Here is a 17800-nt window from a genome sequence, read left to right as displayed (position 1 = left end):
AGTCCATAACCGGCCTTCCACGTCGAAGTAGCATCGACGCTTGGAGCATTGAGCACTTCCGCTGAATGCGTTCGGTCTACGGAAGCTATTGGATGAACATGAAGCGGACGACGGCGGGCGGCCCCGCTCCCGTGCGCGGTGATCGGCGGGATACCGAGATCCGGAACTACGTGATGAACCTCGGCCCCCAACATCCTGCGGCACATGGGGTACTGCGCCTTGTGCTTGAGATGGATGGCGAGACCGTTGTGCGCGCGGATCCGCATGTGGGCCTGCTGCACCGGGGTACCGAGAAGCTGGCGGAGTCCAAGCCCTTCAACCAGTCCATCGGCTACATGGATCGGCTGGACTACGTATCCATGATGTGCAATGAACACGCCTACGTACGTGCGATTGAAACCCTTCTGGGAATCGAGGCGCCCATCAGGGCACAGTACATCCGCACGATGTTCGATGAGATCACCCGTATCCTCAATCACCTCATGAACATCGGAACGGGCGCGCTGGACCTGGGCGCCATGGCCGTGATGCTCTATGCATTCCGGGAACGCGAAGAGCTGATGGACTGCTACGAGGCGGTATCCGGCGCTCGAATGCATGCCACGTATTACCGGCCCGGCGGTGTGTACCGTGATCTGCCTGACCAGATGCCGAAGTACAAGGAGTCACGCTGGAAGAAGGGGAAGGAGCTGCGGCGGCTGAACGCCGCGAGAGAAGGGTCGCTGCTCGATTTCATCGAGAATTTCACCCGCGAGTTCCCGAACCGCATTGATGAGTACGAAACCCTGCTCACCGACAACAGAATCTGGAAGCAGCGCACGGTGGGCATTGGCGTTGTGAGCCCGCAGCAGGCCATGGAGTGGGGCATGACCGGGGTGATGCTGAGAGGCTCGGGCGTGGCGTGGGACCTGAGGAAGAAGCGCCCCTACGCGAAGTACGATGCCGTTGACTTCGACATTCCGGTTGGCAGCGCCGGTGACTGCTATGACCGCTACCTGTGCCGTGTCGCGGAGATGCGGCAGTCCAACCGCATCATCCGGCAATGTGTCGACTGGCTTCGCGCCAACCCCGGCCCGGTGATGGTCCAGAACTTCAAGGTGGCGCCGCCGTCCCGGCAGGAGATGAAGTCCGACATGGAAGCGCTGATCCATCACTTCAAGCTCTTCAGCGAAGGCTACCAGGTGCCGGCAGGTGAGACCTACGCAGCGGTCGAGGCGCCCAAGGGCGAGTTCGGTTGCTACCTGATCTCCGATGGCGCCAACAAGCCGTTCCGGGTGCACCTGCGTGCTCCCGGCTTCGCTCATCTCTCTTCTCTGGATGAAATCGTCAGGGGCCACATGCTGGCGGATGTCGTCGCCATGATTGGCACCTACGACATTGTGTTCGGCGAAGTGGATCGATGAGGAACCGGGTCAGCCCACGCATGGGCTGAGCCACGCTCCGGCGGCCGCGAAGGGAACAGCCATGTGCAGCCTGAGCAGGTCTTCCACGGTGCGCGCCCCGCCCATCTCCAGGTCGAGGATGCCGGGCTCCAGGATTGATCCCAGCAGAACACCGACCGCGATCGCATGAAGGCTGCGCGACGCGGTGGCTGCATCAACGCCCTCACGGAGCTGGCCCAGTGCTCCTGCACGCTGGTATACAAGCTCCAGCATGCGGACCTCCGGCATCGCGCACGCTGCGAGCACGTCACCTATGCCGCCCAGCTCACGTGATTCACCAGAGCGCAGGAGAAGCTCAACCGTCCGGCGAACGCGTGGGGTGCGGCGCGTGTGATCAAAGACCCTGACCAGGTCCGCAAACAGAAGCTTGAACGGGTCACTACACTGCCGGATGGCGGCCTCCCGCAGTCCCTCGGGTGCATCTGGCCGCCCACGCGCGGAAAGTTCACCCAGCAGGTTCTGACGGGACCCGAAGTGCCAGTAGATCGCGCCGCGCGAATGGCCGCACTCGGTGGCGATCAGCTCCAGCGTGGCGCCCGCGGGCCCATGGCGCAGCAGGCACACCAGTGCGGCATCGAGGATCCTCTCACGCGTGGCGTGTGCGTCCTCCCTGGTTCTTCTAGCCATGGCACGGTTGCATCCCTGCTGTTCGATGAGCGCGCGACCGCGCGTCCTGAGCGTCCTTAGACAAGGCGATGGGACGGACCGTGGCCACAGCGCTGCACCGGGATCTGCGGCGTTTGAATGTCGATCTTCGGTTCATTGGCTGGGACAGGGCAGGACAGTGAGCCAAGCCACAGACCATCGGCAGCGAGACGCGCAGACTTCAGCGCGGGATCGTCGGCCTCGGACGGCTCGGTGGCCAGCTTCTTCTTCATCCACTCGATCCACTGCGACGCGGATACCTGGGTCAGGTCCAGGCGGATGATCAGGGCCGAGAGCATTGCAACGTCGTGCCGCCTGCAGCCCTCGACCACCGATTCCACGTAGGCGTGGGTGAATGCGCCGGAGCGGAGCCCGTTGGCACGCATTCTCCGTTCCACATCCTGATTGAAGTTCTGCAGCCAGCACGAGAAAGTGGCGTCGATGAGATCCTGCTTGCAGTAGAAGTGATGGAACATCGCGCCACGGCTGACGCCCGAGCATTCGAGAATCTCACTGACGGTCACCGAAGACCGGCCATTGCGGACGATAAGCGCTGCCGTTTCGCGGATGAGTATGCCGGGCACACGCACGGACGAACTGTGGGTAGCGTTCAAGATAGTTTTCCTCATGTAGCGGGCGACGAACGATCCGCCAGGCCGGTACGGCCTGGCGGGTTGCCGTTCGAGCCAGTCAGTGATGCGCCGCGGATGCTTCGCTTTCGGCGCTCTTCCGGGAAGCGATGGGCCTGCCGATTTCAATCTCCGGGTCCCCCTTCTCGGGCTGCCATGCCCCCAGCGCCAGCTGCACCTGCACGTGGGCCATCAGCAGCCCGGCCTGTGCCGCCGCAAGCTCTCTGCGCGCCTTTTCGTGCAGCGCCTGCTGCTGCAGGCCGGCATCCTTCGGCTCGATTCCGGCGTCCACGCGGGAAGAGGCATAGGCCGAAGATCTGCTGCTGAGTGCCTCGGCATTTACCGCCTGCTGCATCCTGACCTGGGAACTCGTCCACGCATGCAGGGAGTCCTCACTCTCCTTCAGCGCCGTCAGCACGGTCTGCTCGAAGGCATGCCAGTTCTGATCACTGCCGGCGCGAGCGGCTTCCTCCCTGGCCTTCTTCCGGCCAAAGCTCAGCCACTCCCACTGAAGCTCCGGGCCGGCCGAGAAGCGCTTTGCACTGGAATCGCCCAGCGAACCGAACGGTGCAAGGATGCCGCCGAAAACATTCAGCGTGAGGCGCGGAAGGTGCGCGCGCTCGGCGAGTACGACGTTGCCAAGGCTTGCTCGCAGGAGTGCATCGGCCTTGGCGACGTCTGGCCGCCGCGCCAGGAGGTCGGTCGGCTGCGCAAGCGATGCAAGATCCGGTGGGGCCGGCAGTGGAGCCGGGGCCAGCAACGCCTCCCAGGCGTCATCCTGCGCGGTCGGCGAGCGGCCTGCAAGAACCGCCAATCCGGCCCTGTCCGCCTGCAGCCGGGTAGCGGTTGCCGCCTCCTGCGCCACCAGCTCGGCGTGTTCGGATTCGACCGCAAGTGCCTCCCTGCGATCGACCAGCCCGGCCGCATACCGGGCCTTCACACGCACAACGCGCGCCTTGCTCAGCTCAACCTCCCGCTCAAGAGAGGACAGGTTGATCTGGTCCATCCTGAGCAGGAAGTAGTTCTTCGCAACCTCGGCCTGGAGCACTGCGGCAGCTGATCTCGCGTCAGCCGCCGCCGCATCGGCCTTGCGATCGGCCATGGCTGCGGCGGTGCCAATGCGCCCAAACAGATCCAGCTCCCAGGAGAACATCTGTCCGGCGGACAGCAGTCTCTGGGAAGGGGGGCGGGGAAGATCCTGGCGATAGGGATCCGCTTCGATCTGGGCGGACTGCATGGCTTCGGCCTTGACCTGCAGCGCACCGCTCGGCAGATAGTCCTTGCGCGCTGCGCCTGCCAGTGCGCGCGCTTCCGCCACGGCGGCAAGGGCAGACTTCAGGTCATGATTCCCGCGCATGGCCAGGCTGACCAGCGCATCCAGGTTGGGGTCGGAGAAGTCCTTCCACCATTGCCTGTTGGGCGTCCCGGGCAGGACATCCGCGTCCAGCGCCGCCGGCGTGGGTGCCTGGCCCACATGATGCCGGGCTGCGGCGTCAGGGATCTCGGTCCTGGGGGCCACAGAGGCGCAGCCAGAAGACAGGGCCACAAGCACAGCAATCGACAGGCAGGCAACTCGATTTCCAATAGACATGATCATGCCTCCTCGGCCGGGTGAATGCGGTAGAGCGCGGCATACAGCGCTGGAATGAGACCCAGCGTGATCAGCGTTCCAAGGGCGAGGCCGCCGATCATCACGATCGACATGCTGGTCCACATGGAACCGCCAAACAGCAGCAGCGGGACAAGGCCGAGAATGCAGACCATCTTGGTCATGACGATGGGGCGCAGGCGCTTGGCCGCAGCTTCTTCAATGGCCTGGAGAGGAGGCAAGCCATCGCGCTGGCCTTCGTCGATCGCATCGATGAGCAGAATCGCGTTGTTGACGATGATGCCGGCAAGTGCGAGCAGCCCCAGTGTTCCGATGAAGGTCAGGCTGGTGCCACTCAGCTTGAGTGCCAAGGTCGCGCCGATGACCACGAACGGAATGCTCGCCAGGACGATCAAGCTCTTGCGGATGCTCTCGAACTGCCATACGAACAACAGGAACATGGCGGCAAGGCAGAGCGGGAGCAGCTTCTCGATGCCTTCGTTGGCACTCTTGCTTTCTTCGATCTCGCCACCGAGTTCAACCCGCACGCCCTGCTTGCGGAATTCGGAAAGAAGTGGCTCCACCTTGTCCGCGATCCCCTGGGCCGTCAGCTCGGAGCTCTTTGCAAGCACGGTGACCGCGCGCGTCTGGTTCACTCGCTGGATTGAAGACAGCTGCGGCGCCAACCGAAGCTTGGCCACCTGGCCCAAGGGCACGCTTCCGCTGCCATCCGCCTTCTGGATCGGGAGTGCCTCAAGCTGGCCGATATCCGTGCGCAGTGCCGCCTCTCCGCGGAGGATGACCGGGAGAACGGTGTCGCCCTCACGATAACGGGAGATCGTTGCGCCGGTCAGCAGCATGTCCATGCTCTTGGCGATGTCCGCGCTGCTGATGCCTGCGGCCTGGGCCTTGGGCTGATCGACGTCCACATCAAGCTGGACAACCTGGCGTTCGGCATCGCTGGATACATCCACCATCCCCGGCGTGTCCTGCAGCGTGCGCAGCAGCTTCTCGGCGGCAATCCGATGTGCGCCGTCGCTGCTGGAGATGCGGAACGTCGCAACGCCGGCATCCGAAGATCCCATCGAGAACCGCTTGGGCTCCACCCGCACGTCCGGGAAGTGTGTTGCCATCACAGAACGCAGCCGCTCAATGGCCGCTTCATGCTTGACGCCCTTCGCAAGGGACAGCACGGCATACGCGCGGTGTCCTGCAGGAGTAGGGGGATTCAGTGCCAGAATGAAGCGTGGGCCACCATCGCCCATGTACAGGGCGTGGCTGGAGATCTCCGGAACGAGCTTCTCGTCCGCCAGCACCTTGCTGATCTGGTGAGCAACCGCCATCGTATTGGCCGGACTGGAATCCGGGGACAGCTCGATGGCCATCTGCAGCTGATGGCGCTCGGACGGCGGCATCAGCTCGTTGGGGACGGTGGTGAACAACCAGCCGGAGGTTGCCAGCAGTGCAACCATTACGCCGATGTAGATGGCCTTGTGCCCCAGGATCCAGCGGACCTTGCCCCGGTACCAGCCCGTCAGCCGCTCGACCGCGCGTGCGGTGCGGCTGAGTTCGGCATGGTGATGGGCAAAGTACTTGCACAGCAGCGGAATCAGGGTAACGCCGATGACCAGCGACAACAGCAGCGCGATGGCCATCACGATGCCGAGGCTGCGCAGATACTCGCCGGTTTCCGTGCTGGAGATGGCCAGCGGCATGAACGCGAGGATGATCGCCAGCGAAGAAACCAGAAGCGGCACGAACATCGTGCTGCCTGCGTGAGCGGCAGCTTGGTCCGGCGACTCACCCAGCGAGAGCCGCCGCTCCATGTCCTCGGCAACCACGATCGCGTTGTCAACGAACAGGCCCAGGGCAATGATGATTGCACCCACCGAGATCATGTGCAGATCGATGTTCAGGATCTTCATGATTGCCATCGTCCCCAGCACCGTGGTCGGCACGATGGCGCTGACGATCAGGCCGGTCCTCATTCCAAGGAACAGCACGACGACCGCCATGACGATGGCCAGGGTCTCCAGGAAAACCTTGGCAACACGCAGCAGCTGGGTGGAAACAACCTCGGCCTGATCCGTGATCTGGACAAGCTGCATGCCGGCCGGCAGCGTTTCCGAAAGCCGTTCAACGTCGCCGCGCAGCAGATCGGCGAAGCTGACTACGTTGAGTCCTGGCGCCATGGAGACCGCTATCACCACGGCCGGCGTGCCATTCACGAATGCACCCGTCATCGGCGGGTCCTGGGTCACCCGTTCCACTCGCGCAAGGGCGCCCAGGGGCACCGAGCCACCCCTCGGCAGCGGAATTGGCGTGCTCTTCAGCTGGGACGGGTTGTCGGCGTCACCGCTCACGTTGAGCGCGATCTCCGAACCCCCGATCTCGACGTAACCTGCCGGCGCAATGACATTGCGCCTGGAAACCGCGTCGGCAATCACATTGGGGTTGAGCCCACGCGCAGCCAGGGAAGGCACGTCCAGGATGATCTGGACCTGCTCGTCCCTCACGCCGTGGAGCGAGACACGCTCCACCCCGGGCAGCCGGAACAGCTCATCGCGCAGGCGGCGTGCCTCTGCCCGAAGCTCGCCTGCGTTATAGCCTTCGCCGGTCAGGCCCATGGTCATCACCGCAACCCGACCGAATTCGTCGTCCACGACCGGGCCAATCGTTCCCTCGGGAAGCTGGCTCTGGATGTCCCCCATGCGCGAGCGCAAACGCTGCCACACGATGGGGATCTTTTCCGATTCCACGGTGGGATAGAGATCAACGTAGGTGAACGCAAAGCCTGGACGAACAGTCGTCCGGATGCGCTTGACCTCCGGCATGCCACGAATGCTCTCCTCGATCGGGCGAGCGACCAGCTGCTCGACCCGGTCCACGCCGGCGCCCGGCATGAAGCTGAGTACCGTCGCCGTGCGAATGGTGATGGGGGGCTCTTCAGTGGATGGGAAGTCCAGCGCCAGAATGAGGCCGGTGAGGACGATCGCTACAATCGCCAGCAAGGTCAGGCGGGGGCGCGCCAGCGAGAATGAGGAGAGGCTCATTGTTCTGATCCCATCTTCATTTCGACGGGCTTGATCAGCGTGCCCGGACGGATGGCCTTGGCACCCGCAACCACGACACGCTGACCGGCGGAAATCTGCCCGCTCACCTCGATCCAGTCACCGTGATACTGACCCAGATCTACCTCCGCCAGCTCGGTCGTCTTGCCATCCTTTGCCAGCCGAAGCACCTGGCCCTTGCCGCCAACGGCAGACGGCAGAACAGCCCGAAATGGCACTTGAAGCCTGGCTGGGCCTGTATCCGTTCCTGTGATCCGGACCGACCAGGTCGAACCCACGGTCGCCGCCTCGGGCACTGCGATGTATGCGGTACGCACGCCGCCTGCATCAACGCGGCCGTCGACACGGAGCACCTTGCTCGCCACGGTGTCCGAGCCGCTGATCAGGTTGACCACCTGCCCAACAGCCAGGGGAGCAGTGCCCGGAATCGCGACAGACAGCTCGCGGCCCGCACCATCGACCTGGATGGCAACAGCGCCGGGGCCCACGGACTGTCCAACTTCAACGTTTCGGGCAGCCACGACTCCGTCAAACGTTGCCTTCAGCGTGGCTTCGCCTTGCGACCAGCCGGCGAGCTCGTGCTGCGCGCGGGCATTGCGGACGGCCGCATTGGCAGCCGCCAGTTCGGCCTTCGCGGCGGTCATCTCCGCCGGGCTGAGCGCATCAGCCTTCTGCGCAACATCCAGTCGCTCGACGCGTCGCTGGACCTCGTCCAGTGCGGCCTGCGCGCGTGCGACGTCGCCGGCAGCGGACGCCTCCTGCGCTGCAAAGGGGACCGGATCCAGTCGAGCAAGCACCTGTCCCTTGCGTACAACGTCACCCGGTTCAACAAGTACCGCGGAGACCTTTCCGGAGACCGGGAAGGACAGCTGTCCTCGCTGCGTGGCACGCACGGTCCCGATGTAAGCGCGCTGATCGCCAGCAGCCTGTCGAACGGAGGCGACATACGCGGTGCGGGCTTCTGCCGTCCCGCTCTCTGGTGTATCGGAACATCCCGTCATCGCGGACAGGGCAATGGCCAGCGCGCTGAGACGAGGCACCAATGACCAGGTCATATGGGTTTTCACGTTCGATTCCTTGTATGGGTGGTCAGTTCCACAGACCAGCGCGGTGTGGTCAGGTCTGCAGGCGGCGTAAATTTAGGGGGACACCTGCACCCCGAACAGGACAGTTGTGGACACGCGGGGGCTCAAACAGGTCATCTGGGACAGATGGCGCGCCTGGTGATCCCTCGTCGCATGAGATGTCCCAGCCTGAATCTGGTCAGCGACGTGAGGGCATGGTTACTGTCGGTGCCCTCAAAGGGACATTGGAGGTCGGGCAGGGGACCCAAAAGGCCAGAATGTGTCCGCCACGTTGAAACAGGTCCCCTGGCGGCCCGACTATGTGGGCGTCGCACTACCTTTCGAAGACGTGATGGCCCCTATCCCCAAGAATTTGCCGGCATTCAAGGACTGGCCTGTCGCCGGCGAGGATCCCGCGCTGGATGCTGCCGGTCTCCAGGCTTCTGAAGATCCAAACGCCGCAAGCGAATCGCAGATTGCCGAGATAGTGCCTACCGGGGCGAGGGCAATCCTCGGCTTGGTCGAGGACCGGGGGTTCTCTCCGGAAGAGCTATGCCGCGGGCTCGGCTTCACTTATCGCGATCTATCAATGAGGGACGTGAGGCTGTCCTACCGCCAGATGCGCCAGTTGTTCATGCGGGCTGAGCGTTTGCTGGGCGAACCTGCGCTGGGCCTGGCACTGGGAGCCAGACAGACGCCCATTTCCTGGGGCGTACCCGGATTGGCAATGCTCACCTGCGAGACCTACGGCGATGCACTGACGTACGGCCTCACCCATCAGCAAGCCATCGGCTCGATGCTGATCCACACGGTGGAGGAGGTGGGAAGGGAAGTGAGGATGGAAGTCCGGTTCAAACGATTCGACATTCAACTGGAGTCGGTGCTGGTCGAGGACGCGTTCGCCGGATTCGTTGCGGTCAGCAGATACGTAATTGGACCATCATTCGCGCCACTCAGGGTTGATTTCTCACTCCCCAAGCCCTCTGATCCTGAAGTCTATCGACGATTCTTCCAGTGCCCTGTCCGCTTCGATGCTGGCGTCAATCGCCTGACCATAGACTCACATTGGCTGAGCGCGCGCTTGCCCGGTTTCGATCGGGTCAATTCAAGAATTGTCCGAGAGCAGTTGGATTCACTTCTTCCAACGCGAGGGGGCCGCAATGAGATTGTTGAATCCCTGTCGAGCCACCTTCGATGTGATATCGAGTCAACGACCAAGCAGAGCGAACTTGCGAGCCTGATCAATGTCAGTGAAAGAACGCTCCGCCGCCGCCTGAGCCGCCAGGATTCCAGTTATAGGGAGATTCGGGACGAAGCGAGGTATGAGCGGGCCCGCGATCTCCTGCTGAACTCAGAGTTGAGCATCGCCGAAATTGCAGACGCGGTTGGATATTCCGACGCCCGTGCATTCCGCCGCGCATTCAAGCGTTGGGCGGGTTGCCTGCCAACCGAGTTCCGGGAATCCAGGTAGACAGCATCCACCCTGGTTCCAGCACGGCGGGTAGCCATCGGTAGAGACCGGGCCACCCAATGACGTCGGGGCTGCCGCCGGGCCGTGCTGCCGGTGGTGGTTGCGCGTCTGTAGTCCATTGCACCAGTGCGTGTGCAGTCCTCTCCAGCCACCCCTCCTTCACCTGGGTAGAACCATGAAGCGCATACGGCTGTTTGAATCGAAACTCGCGGCGAGATTCCTTGAGGTCGATCGATTGGCGCGGGAAGGCGCTACGTTGAAGAACGTGGCTGAGAACATGCGCACGATCACCATTGCGGTGACGATGCTGATCGTGGTGGGGCTGCTGATGGACCTTCCGGCGTCCGTCATTCGTGTGGCGGCCATCGCATGGGGGTGCTGGGCATTGGTCTATGCACTGCTTGCCGCAGCACAAGCAGGACTTCTCTTTGTCCTGCTGCTTGGCGAGGTGGCCCTGTTGAAGCACATCCTCATCCGGATTGGATTTCTCAGAGGCGCCATTGCCACAGGATTCGCGGTGCTTGTCGTGATCATCATGGCAGTGTCGTGCGTGCTGTTCGATCCGAAGCACATGTTGCATTGGTGATTGCCGACATCCTGCCGACACCCTGCAATCGTCGGGCCCGGCATTCCGGACCGGCCAAGGCGAGCCCCGCACATGGGGGATGTTCGACCTCGATTGATTCCGTTCCACTCAACCTGTGAAAGTCATGCACTCTGCAATTCCCTGCTGCCGTCGTCATTCATCAGGCGGCGATCGAACTGCCACTCTGGCCAGAACATCCGGTTCCGGACGCGTCGCGAAAGGCAGCTTGTGGCGGCGGGTTCCGCGGCTCCTCGCAGGAGTGGGAATGCTGTTGCTGGCCGCATGCAGTCCGGTGCATGTGGTCAGGTCAAACCAGGCCAGGACCTATGCAGGTCTCAGCATCCACGGGGAGCGTCGGATGGAGATCGTGCCAGCGGGTAGCACGCACGGGCACTTCCAGACGGTGACTCTCGCCCCCGTCCTGCTGATGCCAGAGGTGGCTGCAACGCTGAGCCCGGGCGTCGGTGATCGCCTCAAGGCTGCCGTAAGCAGTCAGCTGCAGCGGCAGATCGACAGGCGCCTGGGCCGGAGTGGGGCAGGGCGACCGGGAACGGGGCTGTTGCTGCTTGCAAGGATCACCTCGGTGAAGGAGGTGTCTGTCGGCCTGAACATTGCCACATCGGTCCTGATGGGGCCGGTGAGCAAGGGGCAGCTTTCCCTCGAGATCGAGGCGATCGACGCAGGCACTGGCAGGCAGGTAGCACTGCTGCTGCTCGCCGACGAAGCCGATATGAGGGACATCCGGAAAAGCTACACCCCGGACGGTCATGCCAAGGCGCTTGCAGGCCGGTTCGCGATTGAGGCGGTGGAGTTCATCGCGCCAATGGTGCGATCACGGCAGCTTCCCGGAGAGCGCAACTGCCGTGCGCTTCACCCCGGTTCCCAGGCCTCATCCGAACCGCGGCTGCAGGAAAGGGAGGGGGTAGGGAGTTCCAATTGCAAATGACTCTCACTACACTTGCGGCATCCCACCCCTTCCGCCGCCTATGGCGGCCAGAACTCCGGCTCCCAACGTGAATTCCCCGCCCCACCTGTGCAGACCGCAGGCATTTGCCCTGAGGGTGATGTGTCCACGCTAGGCCGGGGCACGGGCAGCAACGCAGATCGGGCCTCGTCCACGGAGGCAGGCATTCCGGAAGACGCCTCGCCAATGGGCGGCAACCTCCTTGCGAAAGCCTATGCCCGCTGGCGCGGGCCCATTCTGCGCAGCCTTGCGCGTGTCAGAGGTGCGGACGGTGAGGACGCCCTGCACGACGGTGCAGTCAAATGGCTGGCGGCAAACCCTGCACTGGCCTCGTGCGACCAGCAAGGCGCCTATTTCCGGCGAACGGTGATGAACACCGTGGCCGATGAGTATCGTGAGCACACCGCAGGTCGCCGTCTCCAGACCCTGCCACTGGCAGATGCCGAGGATGCGGGCCAAGCCATCACCAGCGATGAATCACAGTGCCCGTTGCAGCTCAGCGCCCAGCGGCAGCGCCTGGAGCGCCTGCGAGAAGCGCTGGCCGAGCTGCCGGAACGTCAACGCGAGGCCTTCGTGCTCTGCCGCTTCGATGGGCTGACCCAGGAGGACGTGGCCGCTCGCATGCAGATCTCCCGCCGCATGGTGGTCAAGCACCTGTCGCGAGCGGTTGCCTACTGCGAAGTGCGGGTACGCTATGCGTCTCTGGCACAGATGCAGGAACTGCATCGCCCGACCAAGGCGGGCGAGGCGTTGGCGCCTGCCATCGATGCTGATTTTCCCTACCGATGACCGATCTCCCTTCTGCCGCAGGTTCCGACCCGTTTGCCCTGCATGAGGCGGCGGCCGCGTGGCTGGTACGGCGGCAGGATGCGGACTGGCAACCGAAGGACGAGGCGGCCCTGCAGCACTGGCTGGCCGGGAGCGAAGCACATCGACAGGCGTTCGCCGATGTGACCAGAACCTGGAACGACCTGGGCCTGCTGCCACGCCCCGTACTGGCCTCGGACGCGCATGCGGTGATCACCCCAGCAGTACCTGCACCTGCCGCTCTACGGCGGGGCAGGGCGGCGCGGCGTGCACGCTCGTGGCGCCTGCCCCGCATTGCGGCGGCTGCCGCCGCGGCAATGCTGGCCTTGGGGTACGTCGGCTACGGTTGGTACACCGCGCCCAGCTACGTACAGGACGTGGCCACCGGTGCGGGCGAGATACGTGATCTTCAATTGCCGGACGGCTCACGGATTTCACTCAATGCACGCAGCACGCTGGCGGTGCATTTCTATGGGTCCCGTCGTGAAGTGGTGCTCAGCCAGGGCGAGGCGTTCTTCGAGGTCGCCCCGGCGGCCGACCGACCCTTCACCGTCGATGCCCAGCGCAGCCGGGTGACGGTGGTCGGCACGGCCTTCAATGTGCGCAATGGGCCGGGCGAAGTCGTGGTCAAGGTGCTGCATGGGCACGTGCGGGTGCAGCCGGATCGCGCCGAAGGTGCCTCGCCGGTCAGCCTGCGCGCCGAACAGGGCCTGGCCGTTACCACGCTCACCGCTGCTTATCGCCCCATCGCCGCAAGCGCAGACAGCATTGGCGGTTGGCGCAATGGACGCCTGGTGTTCCGGCGCACCCCGCTGGACGAAGTGGCGCAGGAGGTCGGGCAGTATCTGGGCCATCCCGTCACGTTGGGCCAGCCAGGGCTGAAGTTCCTGCCGGTCTCCGGCTACGCAGCCACCGATGCCCCGGCCACCTTCCTGGAAGCGCTGCCGGATCTGTTGCCCGTGCAGGTGACCCGCACTGCCCAGGGCGGCTATCGCATCGACGAACGGCCTGTCACCCGCTGACGCCGGAACGAAAATTTCTTCCGGCGCGGGTTCCCACCCCACCGCCATTTTCCGTTTACCCCAGTGAGGCCAGTAGCGGCCAAGCATGATGGAGCGGTAATGGGGTACATGAAGATCAAGCGCGCACTTGTTGCTGGCGCGTTCTCTACGGGGGTACACGCCAAGCGGCTGCCGTTGCTGGCACTGTGCATTTCCAGCGCGCTGGCAGCGCCGACCATTGCACAGGCGCAGCCGGCTGCGCGCGTGCAGTTCGATATTCCGGCGCAACCGCTGGATGCCGCACTGCGCCGCTTTTCCGAGCAGTCCCGGCAGCAGGTGCTGTTCAGCGAATCGGCGGTGGCGGGCCGTCGCGCCCCGGCCTTGACCGGCAGCTACACGCCACAGGACGCACTGGCGCGCCTGCTGGAGGGGAGTGGCGTGCGTGTCAATGCCACCCGTCCGGGCGTGTTCACCCTGGCCCAGGAAGCAGCAACACCTGCGCGCAGCAAGGAGGCCCAGACCACCCTGCAGACCGTGAACGTGACCGCCAATGCCCCAAGCGATGGCGCTTACACGGCACGTGAACTGAGCCTGGGCAAGCTGGGGCAGAGCATCCGCCAGACCCCGCAGTCGGTCAGCGTGATCACCCGCCAGCAGCTGGACGACCGCAACCTCACCACGCTGGACGAGGCCCTGGCGCAGACCACGGGTGTGACCAAGACCGCCCGCAACTTCGGCAACCACAAGTTCTCGATCCGCAGCTTTACCGTGGACGACAGCAACTATCTGGTCGACGGCGTGGCCGGCATCGTCTATGCGCCCGTGGGTTGGCTGCCGATCGACACCGCGGTACTGGAGCGCGTTGAAGTGCTGCGCGGTGCTGGTGGCATGATGCTGGGTGCAGCCGACCCCAGCGGAGCAATCAACATGGTGCGCAAGCGCCCGCGCGACCAGGCTCATCTGGATCTGGCCGCAACCGTGGGCTCGTGGGACAACTACCGTGTCGAAGTCGATGGCGGTGGCCCGCTCAATGCCGCCGGCAGCGTGCGCGGCCGACTGGTCGCCGCCTACCAGGACCGCGATTACTTCCAGCGGGGCACCTCATCGAAGACGCCGGTGGCCTATGGGGTGATCGATGCCGATCTGGGCACGGATACCACGCTGACCTTCGGCCTGCGCCATCAGGCCAGTGACACCGACGGCTACTGGCTGTTCGGCCTGCCGCGCTACACCGATGGCGGTGCGCTGGACATCAAGCGTTCCACCTCGCTCATCCAGGACTGGAACCGGCAGGAGGGCTCCGTCGACGAAGCCTTTGCAGAGGCGGAGCACCGCTTCAACGAACGCTGGAAGGCACGCCTGTCGGTGAACCGCACCGAGTCGGACCTGGACCAGCGTGTCGCGGTTCCGCTGGGCGGGGTGGACCGCGCCACCGGCATCGGTTCGCGCTTCTATGACATCTATTTCAACCGCTCGCGCGTGCGTAGTGATGGCATCGACCTGCACACCACCGGCAGTTTCGACGCCTTCGGCCGCAGCCATCAGCTGCTGCTGGGCGCGATGTGGTCGCGCCAGCGTACCCGCCAGAGCTCGGCGGACCTGGCCATCGACGTGCCGATCAATGTCTACGCACCCGACCACAGCGCCATTGCGCAGCCGATGCAGCCCGCGTGGGACTGGTCAGAAAACGCCCGCGCCCAGCAGAGCGGCGTGTACAGCAACCTGCGTCTGCAGCTGGCAGAACCGCTGCACCTCACGCTGGGTGGCCGGCTGAGCTGGGTGAAGTACCAGTCCAGCGATGGCTTCACCGGCGCCAAGAGCCGCGACTACGAACAGAAGCACGAATTCACCCCGTACGCCGGCCTTGTCTACGACCTGGGTCCGCAATGGTCGGTCTATGCCAGCTACGCCGATACCTTCCAGCCGCAGAGCTCGTACGTCACCGCGTCCGGCTCGGTGCTGGATCCGGCCATCGGCGCCAACTACGAGCTGGGCGTGAAGGGTGAGTTGAACGATGGCCGCCTGAATGTCTCCGCCGCAGTGTTCTCCATCCGCAAGACCGGCAACGCCGTGGTGGACGAATCCGACCCGGGCAGCTGCCGTGGCTCGCTGGCGTCGTCCGATTGCTACCGCAATGGCGGCAAGCTGCGCAGCAAGGGCTTTGAGCTGGAGGCCAGCGGCGAACTGGCGCCGGGCTGGCAGATGATGGCGGGCTATACCCACGTCACCAGCCGCGACGATGAGGGCGCGACCATCAGCGCCGAGACGCCCCGCCACCTGCTGCGCCTGTCGACGTCCTACCAGCTGCCGGGCAAGTGGAACGCGTTCTCCGTGGGCGGTGGTGTATCGGCACAGAGCAGCTACTCCTATCCGGCCTACGACGACCCGGACTGGCGCATGGGCGCAGCGGGACGTGCCGTGTGGGACCTGCGGGCCGGCTACCGGATCAATCCGCGCTGGAGCGTAGGCGTCAACGTGGCCAACCTGTTCGACACCCGCTACTACGCGATGATCAGCCAGATCCGCCGCGGCAACTTCTTTGGCGAACCCCGCAATGTGATGCTGACGCTGCGCGGCTCGCTGTGACCTTCCGCAACCGGCGGGGCAACGGCCTGCCCGCCACGGGGCAGGCATGAAAGCGGGCTTTCGGCAGAGCATGTCGTGGCTGCACACCTGGTGCGGCCTCACCTGTGGCTGGTTGTTGTGCGCGATTTTCCTGACCGGCACGCTCAGCGTGTTCCGTGAGCCGATCACGCGATGGATGGAGGCCGGCCCCGTGCCGGTGTCCTCGCCAGCGGTGGACACCGCAACGCAGGCGGTGCGTGCGCAGCACTGGCTGGCCGCCAACGCCGCCGATGCCCGGGCATGGCAGATCCGTTGGCCTGCGCAGCACGGCTGGCCGCTGGAGCTGTCATGGGAGGATGGCGACGGCACTGCGCACGAACGCTGGGTGGATGCCCGCGCCGGCATGCCACAGCCTCCACCTCGTCTTCGGGAAACCGAAGGCGGGCGCAACTTCATGTCCTTCCATTACACCCTGCACGGCGGCATGGCCGGCTACTGGCTGGTCGGCTGGATCACCGCCTGCATGCTGCTGGCGCTGGTGTCCGGCGTGGTGGTGCATAAACGCATCTTCAAGGACTTCTTCACCTTCCGCCCGGGCAAGGGACAGCGCAGTTGGCTGGATGCGCACAACCTGAGTGCCGTGCTGACCCTGCCGTTCCTGTTCATGATCGGCTACACCGGGCTGACCTTCTTCTACAGCAGCTTTCTGCCGTGGCCGGTGCATGCGGCCTATGGCGATGCCGATGACGCCTATGCGCGCTACGAAGCCGAGCTGGCGCCTGTGCAGCCAGCTCCGCCGGGCATCCTGGTATCCACCGCGCAACTGCCGGACGTGCAGCAACTGCTGGCACGCGCGCACGCCATCAGCGGGCAGCCACCGGCACTGATCGTGATCCAGGCGCCCGGCACCGTGCACAGCGTGGTGGAGGTGATCGGTCGCAAGCCCGTGGGGCGCGCAGACAGGCATCTGCTGACCGAGGCCAGCCGGGTGACGTTCGATGCTGCCAGCGGCGCGCTGCTGCAACAGCATGGTGCACATCCGCATGTCATTGGTGCCGTACAGGTGCACGAAACCATCGAAGCACTGCACAAGGCCGATTTCGGCGGCTGGCCGATGAAGTGGCTGTACTTCATCAGCGGCCTGCTGGGCACGGCGATGATCGCCATCGGCACGCTGCTGTTCTCCATCAAGCGGCGCAAGCGCAGCGAGCATGAGTTCGGCGCGGCCACGGCGGGCATCTACCGCTGCGTGGAAGCCTTCAACGTGGCATCGCTGGCCGGGGTGGCGCTGGCAAGCATCGTCTACCTGCATGGCAATCGGTTGCTGCCATTGGGAATGAGCGATCGCAGCGCATGGGAAATACGCATTTTTCTTGCTGCCTGCGCTGCCTCGGTGCTGCACGCGCTGTGGCGCCCACCGCGCCTGGCCTGGATCGAGCAGTTGTGGCTGGCTGCAGCACTGTGCCTGGCGCTGCCGCTGGTGAACATGGCAACCACCGGGCAGGGGCTGCTGATGTATCTGCAGCGGGGCGCGTGGCAGCAGGCCGGCGTGGAGCTGGTCGCACTGGCATTCGGGTTGATGCTGGCAAGAATGGCCCTGATGCTGCAGCGCCGCTGGCCACGGGCACAGGAGGTTACGCGCACTGCCAAGCCTCCGGCTGGGCGGGAAGCGGCCTATCGCTGGCAGGTGGCGAGCCGCGTGCTGGCCGCCTCGCTGGGCGGCTACGTGTTCACCGCGGTTACCGCTACGGCGCTGGCGTTGTTGTTGCCCGTGCTGGTCGGGGTGAGGACGTCCGTTTCGGTCCTGGCCAGTTCACTGCTGGGGTTCGTGCTGTTCATTGCTGTTGCTGTGGGCGTTTTCAGCGCCCGCAGGGTGGGGAGGGTGTGGCTGAGTCTCGCGACGGGGAGTGCCCTGATGGGGGTGCTGGTGGCAGTGCTGCGGACGGGGTGAGGCCAGGCGGGCGTTG

General features: G+C 64.5%; 13 protein-coding genes. 8 read left to right on the top strand and 5 right to left on the bottom strand.

Going from position 1 to position 17800, the window contains the following annotated elements; genetic code table 11:
• Window positions 1-98: 98 nt before the first annotated feature.
• A complete protein-coding gene (locus ACZK3W_RS11715; protein WP_197615222.1) occupies window positions 99-1403 on the top strand; it encodes an NADH-quinone oxidoreductase subunit D in 1305 nt (434 codons plus the stop codon).
• Window positions 1404-1412: 9 nt separating this feature from the next.
• Here the strand turns inward: ACZK3W_RS11715 and ACZK3W_RS11710 are convergent, their stop codons facing one another.
• From ACZK3W_RS11710 to ACZK3W_RS11690, 5 genes are all read right to left on the bottom strand, one after another.
• Window positions 1413-2006 (bottom strand): TetR/AcrR family transcriptional regulator, encoded by a 594-nt coding sequence (locus ACZK3W_RS11710; RefSeq protein WP_478449921.1) that lies wholly within the window; start codon window positions 2004-2006, stop codon window positions 1413-1415.
• A gap of 119 nt (window positions 2007-2125) precedes the next feature.
• A complete protein-coding gene (locus ACZK3W_RS11705) occupies window positions 2126-2701 on the bottom strand; it encodes a TetR/AcrR family transcriptional regulator (protein WP_253143162.1) in 576 nt (191 codons plus the stop codon).
• Between the two features lie 76 nt (window positions 2702-2777).
• The gene (locus tag ACZK3W_RS11700; RefSeq protein ID WP_197615172.1) at window positions 2778-4307 is read right to left on the bottom strand and encodes a TolC family protein; all 1530 of its coding nucleotides are present in this window, start codon (window positions 4305-4307) and stop codon (window positions 2778-2780) included.
• A 2-nt stretch (window positions 4308-4309) separates the two neighbouring features.
• Complete coding sequence (locus ACZK3W_RS11695) at window positions 4310-7357, bottom strand: efflux RND transporter permease subunit (protein WP_180837108.1); 3048 nt, start codon at window positions 7355-7357, stop codon at window positions 4310-4312.
• Window positions 7354-8442: an efflux RND transporter periplasmic adaptor subunit gene (locus ACZK3W_RS11690; RefSeq protein WP_253143160.1), complete on the bottom strand. Its 1089-nt coding sequence runs from the start codon at window positions 8440-8442 to the stop codon at window positions 7354-7356. The genes ACZK3W_RS11695 and ACZK3W_RS11690 overlap by 4 nt, the downstream gene beginning before the upstream one ends.
• Before the next feature lie 349 nt (window positions 8443-8791).
• Here ACZK3W_RS11690 and ACZK3W_RS11685 point away from each other — a divergent pair, with 349 nt between their 5' ends.
• From ACZK3W_RS11685 to ACZK3W_RS11655, 7 genes are all read left to right on the top strand, one after another.
• Entirely contained in the window at window positions 8792-9910 is a 1119-nt protein-coding gene (locus tag ACZK3W_RS11685) for an AraC family transcriptional regulator (protein WP_263010003.1), read from the top strand.
• Between the two features lie 175 nt (window positions 9911-10085).
• Window positions 10086-10496, top strand: a complete 411-nt coding sequence (locus ACZK3W_RS11680; RefSeq protein WP_258015728.1) for a hypothetical protein — start codon at window positions 10086-10088, stop codon at window positions 10494-10496.
• A gap of 265 nt (window positions 10497-10761) precedes the next feature.
• Window positions 10762-11442 (top strand): DUF3313 family protein, encoded by a 681-nt coding sequence (locus tag ACZK3W_RS11675; RefSeq protein ID WP_180837104.1) that lies wholly within the window; start codon window positions 10762-10764, stop codon window positions 11440-11442.
• A 204-nt stretch (window positions 11443-11646) separates the two neighbouring features.
• Window positions 11647-12249 (top strand): RNA polymerase sigma factor, encoded by a 603-nt coding sequence (locus ACZK3W_RS11670; RefSeq protein ID WP_478449920.1) that lies wholly within the window; start codon window positions 11647-11649, stop codon window positions 12247-12249.
• Window positions 12246-13289 (top strand): FecR domain-containing protein, encoded by a 1044-nt coding sequence (locus ACZK3W_RS11665; RefSeq protein WP_197615171.1) that lies wholly within the window; start codon window positions 12246-12248, stop codon window positions 13287-13289. The genes ACZK3W_RS11670 and ACZK3W_RS11665 overlap by 4 nt, the downstream gene beginning before the upstream one ends.
• Window positions 13290-13397: 108 nt before the next feature.
• The gene (locus ACZK3W_RS11660; RefSeq protein ID WP_478449919.1) at window positions 13398-15854 is read left to right on the top strand and encodes a TonB-dependent siderophore receptor; all 2457 of its coding nucleotides are present in this window, start codon (window positions 13398-13400) and stop codon (window positions 15852-15854) included.
• Between the two features lie 46 nt (window positions 15855-15900).
• On the top strand, window positions 15901-17784 hold the full coding sequence (locus ACZK3W_RS11655) for a PepSY domain-containing protein (RefSeq protein WP_197615169.1): 1884 nt from the start codon (window positions 15901-15903) through the stop codon (window positions 17782-17784).
• The last annotated feature ends 16 nt before the right edge of the window (window positions 17785-17800 follow it).

The organism is Stenotrophomonas sp. 80084_Sma, from assembly GCF_056481995.1.
This window is presented reverse-complemented; position numbering and strand designations above follow the sequence as displayed.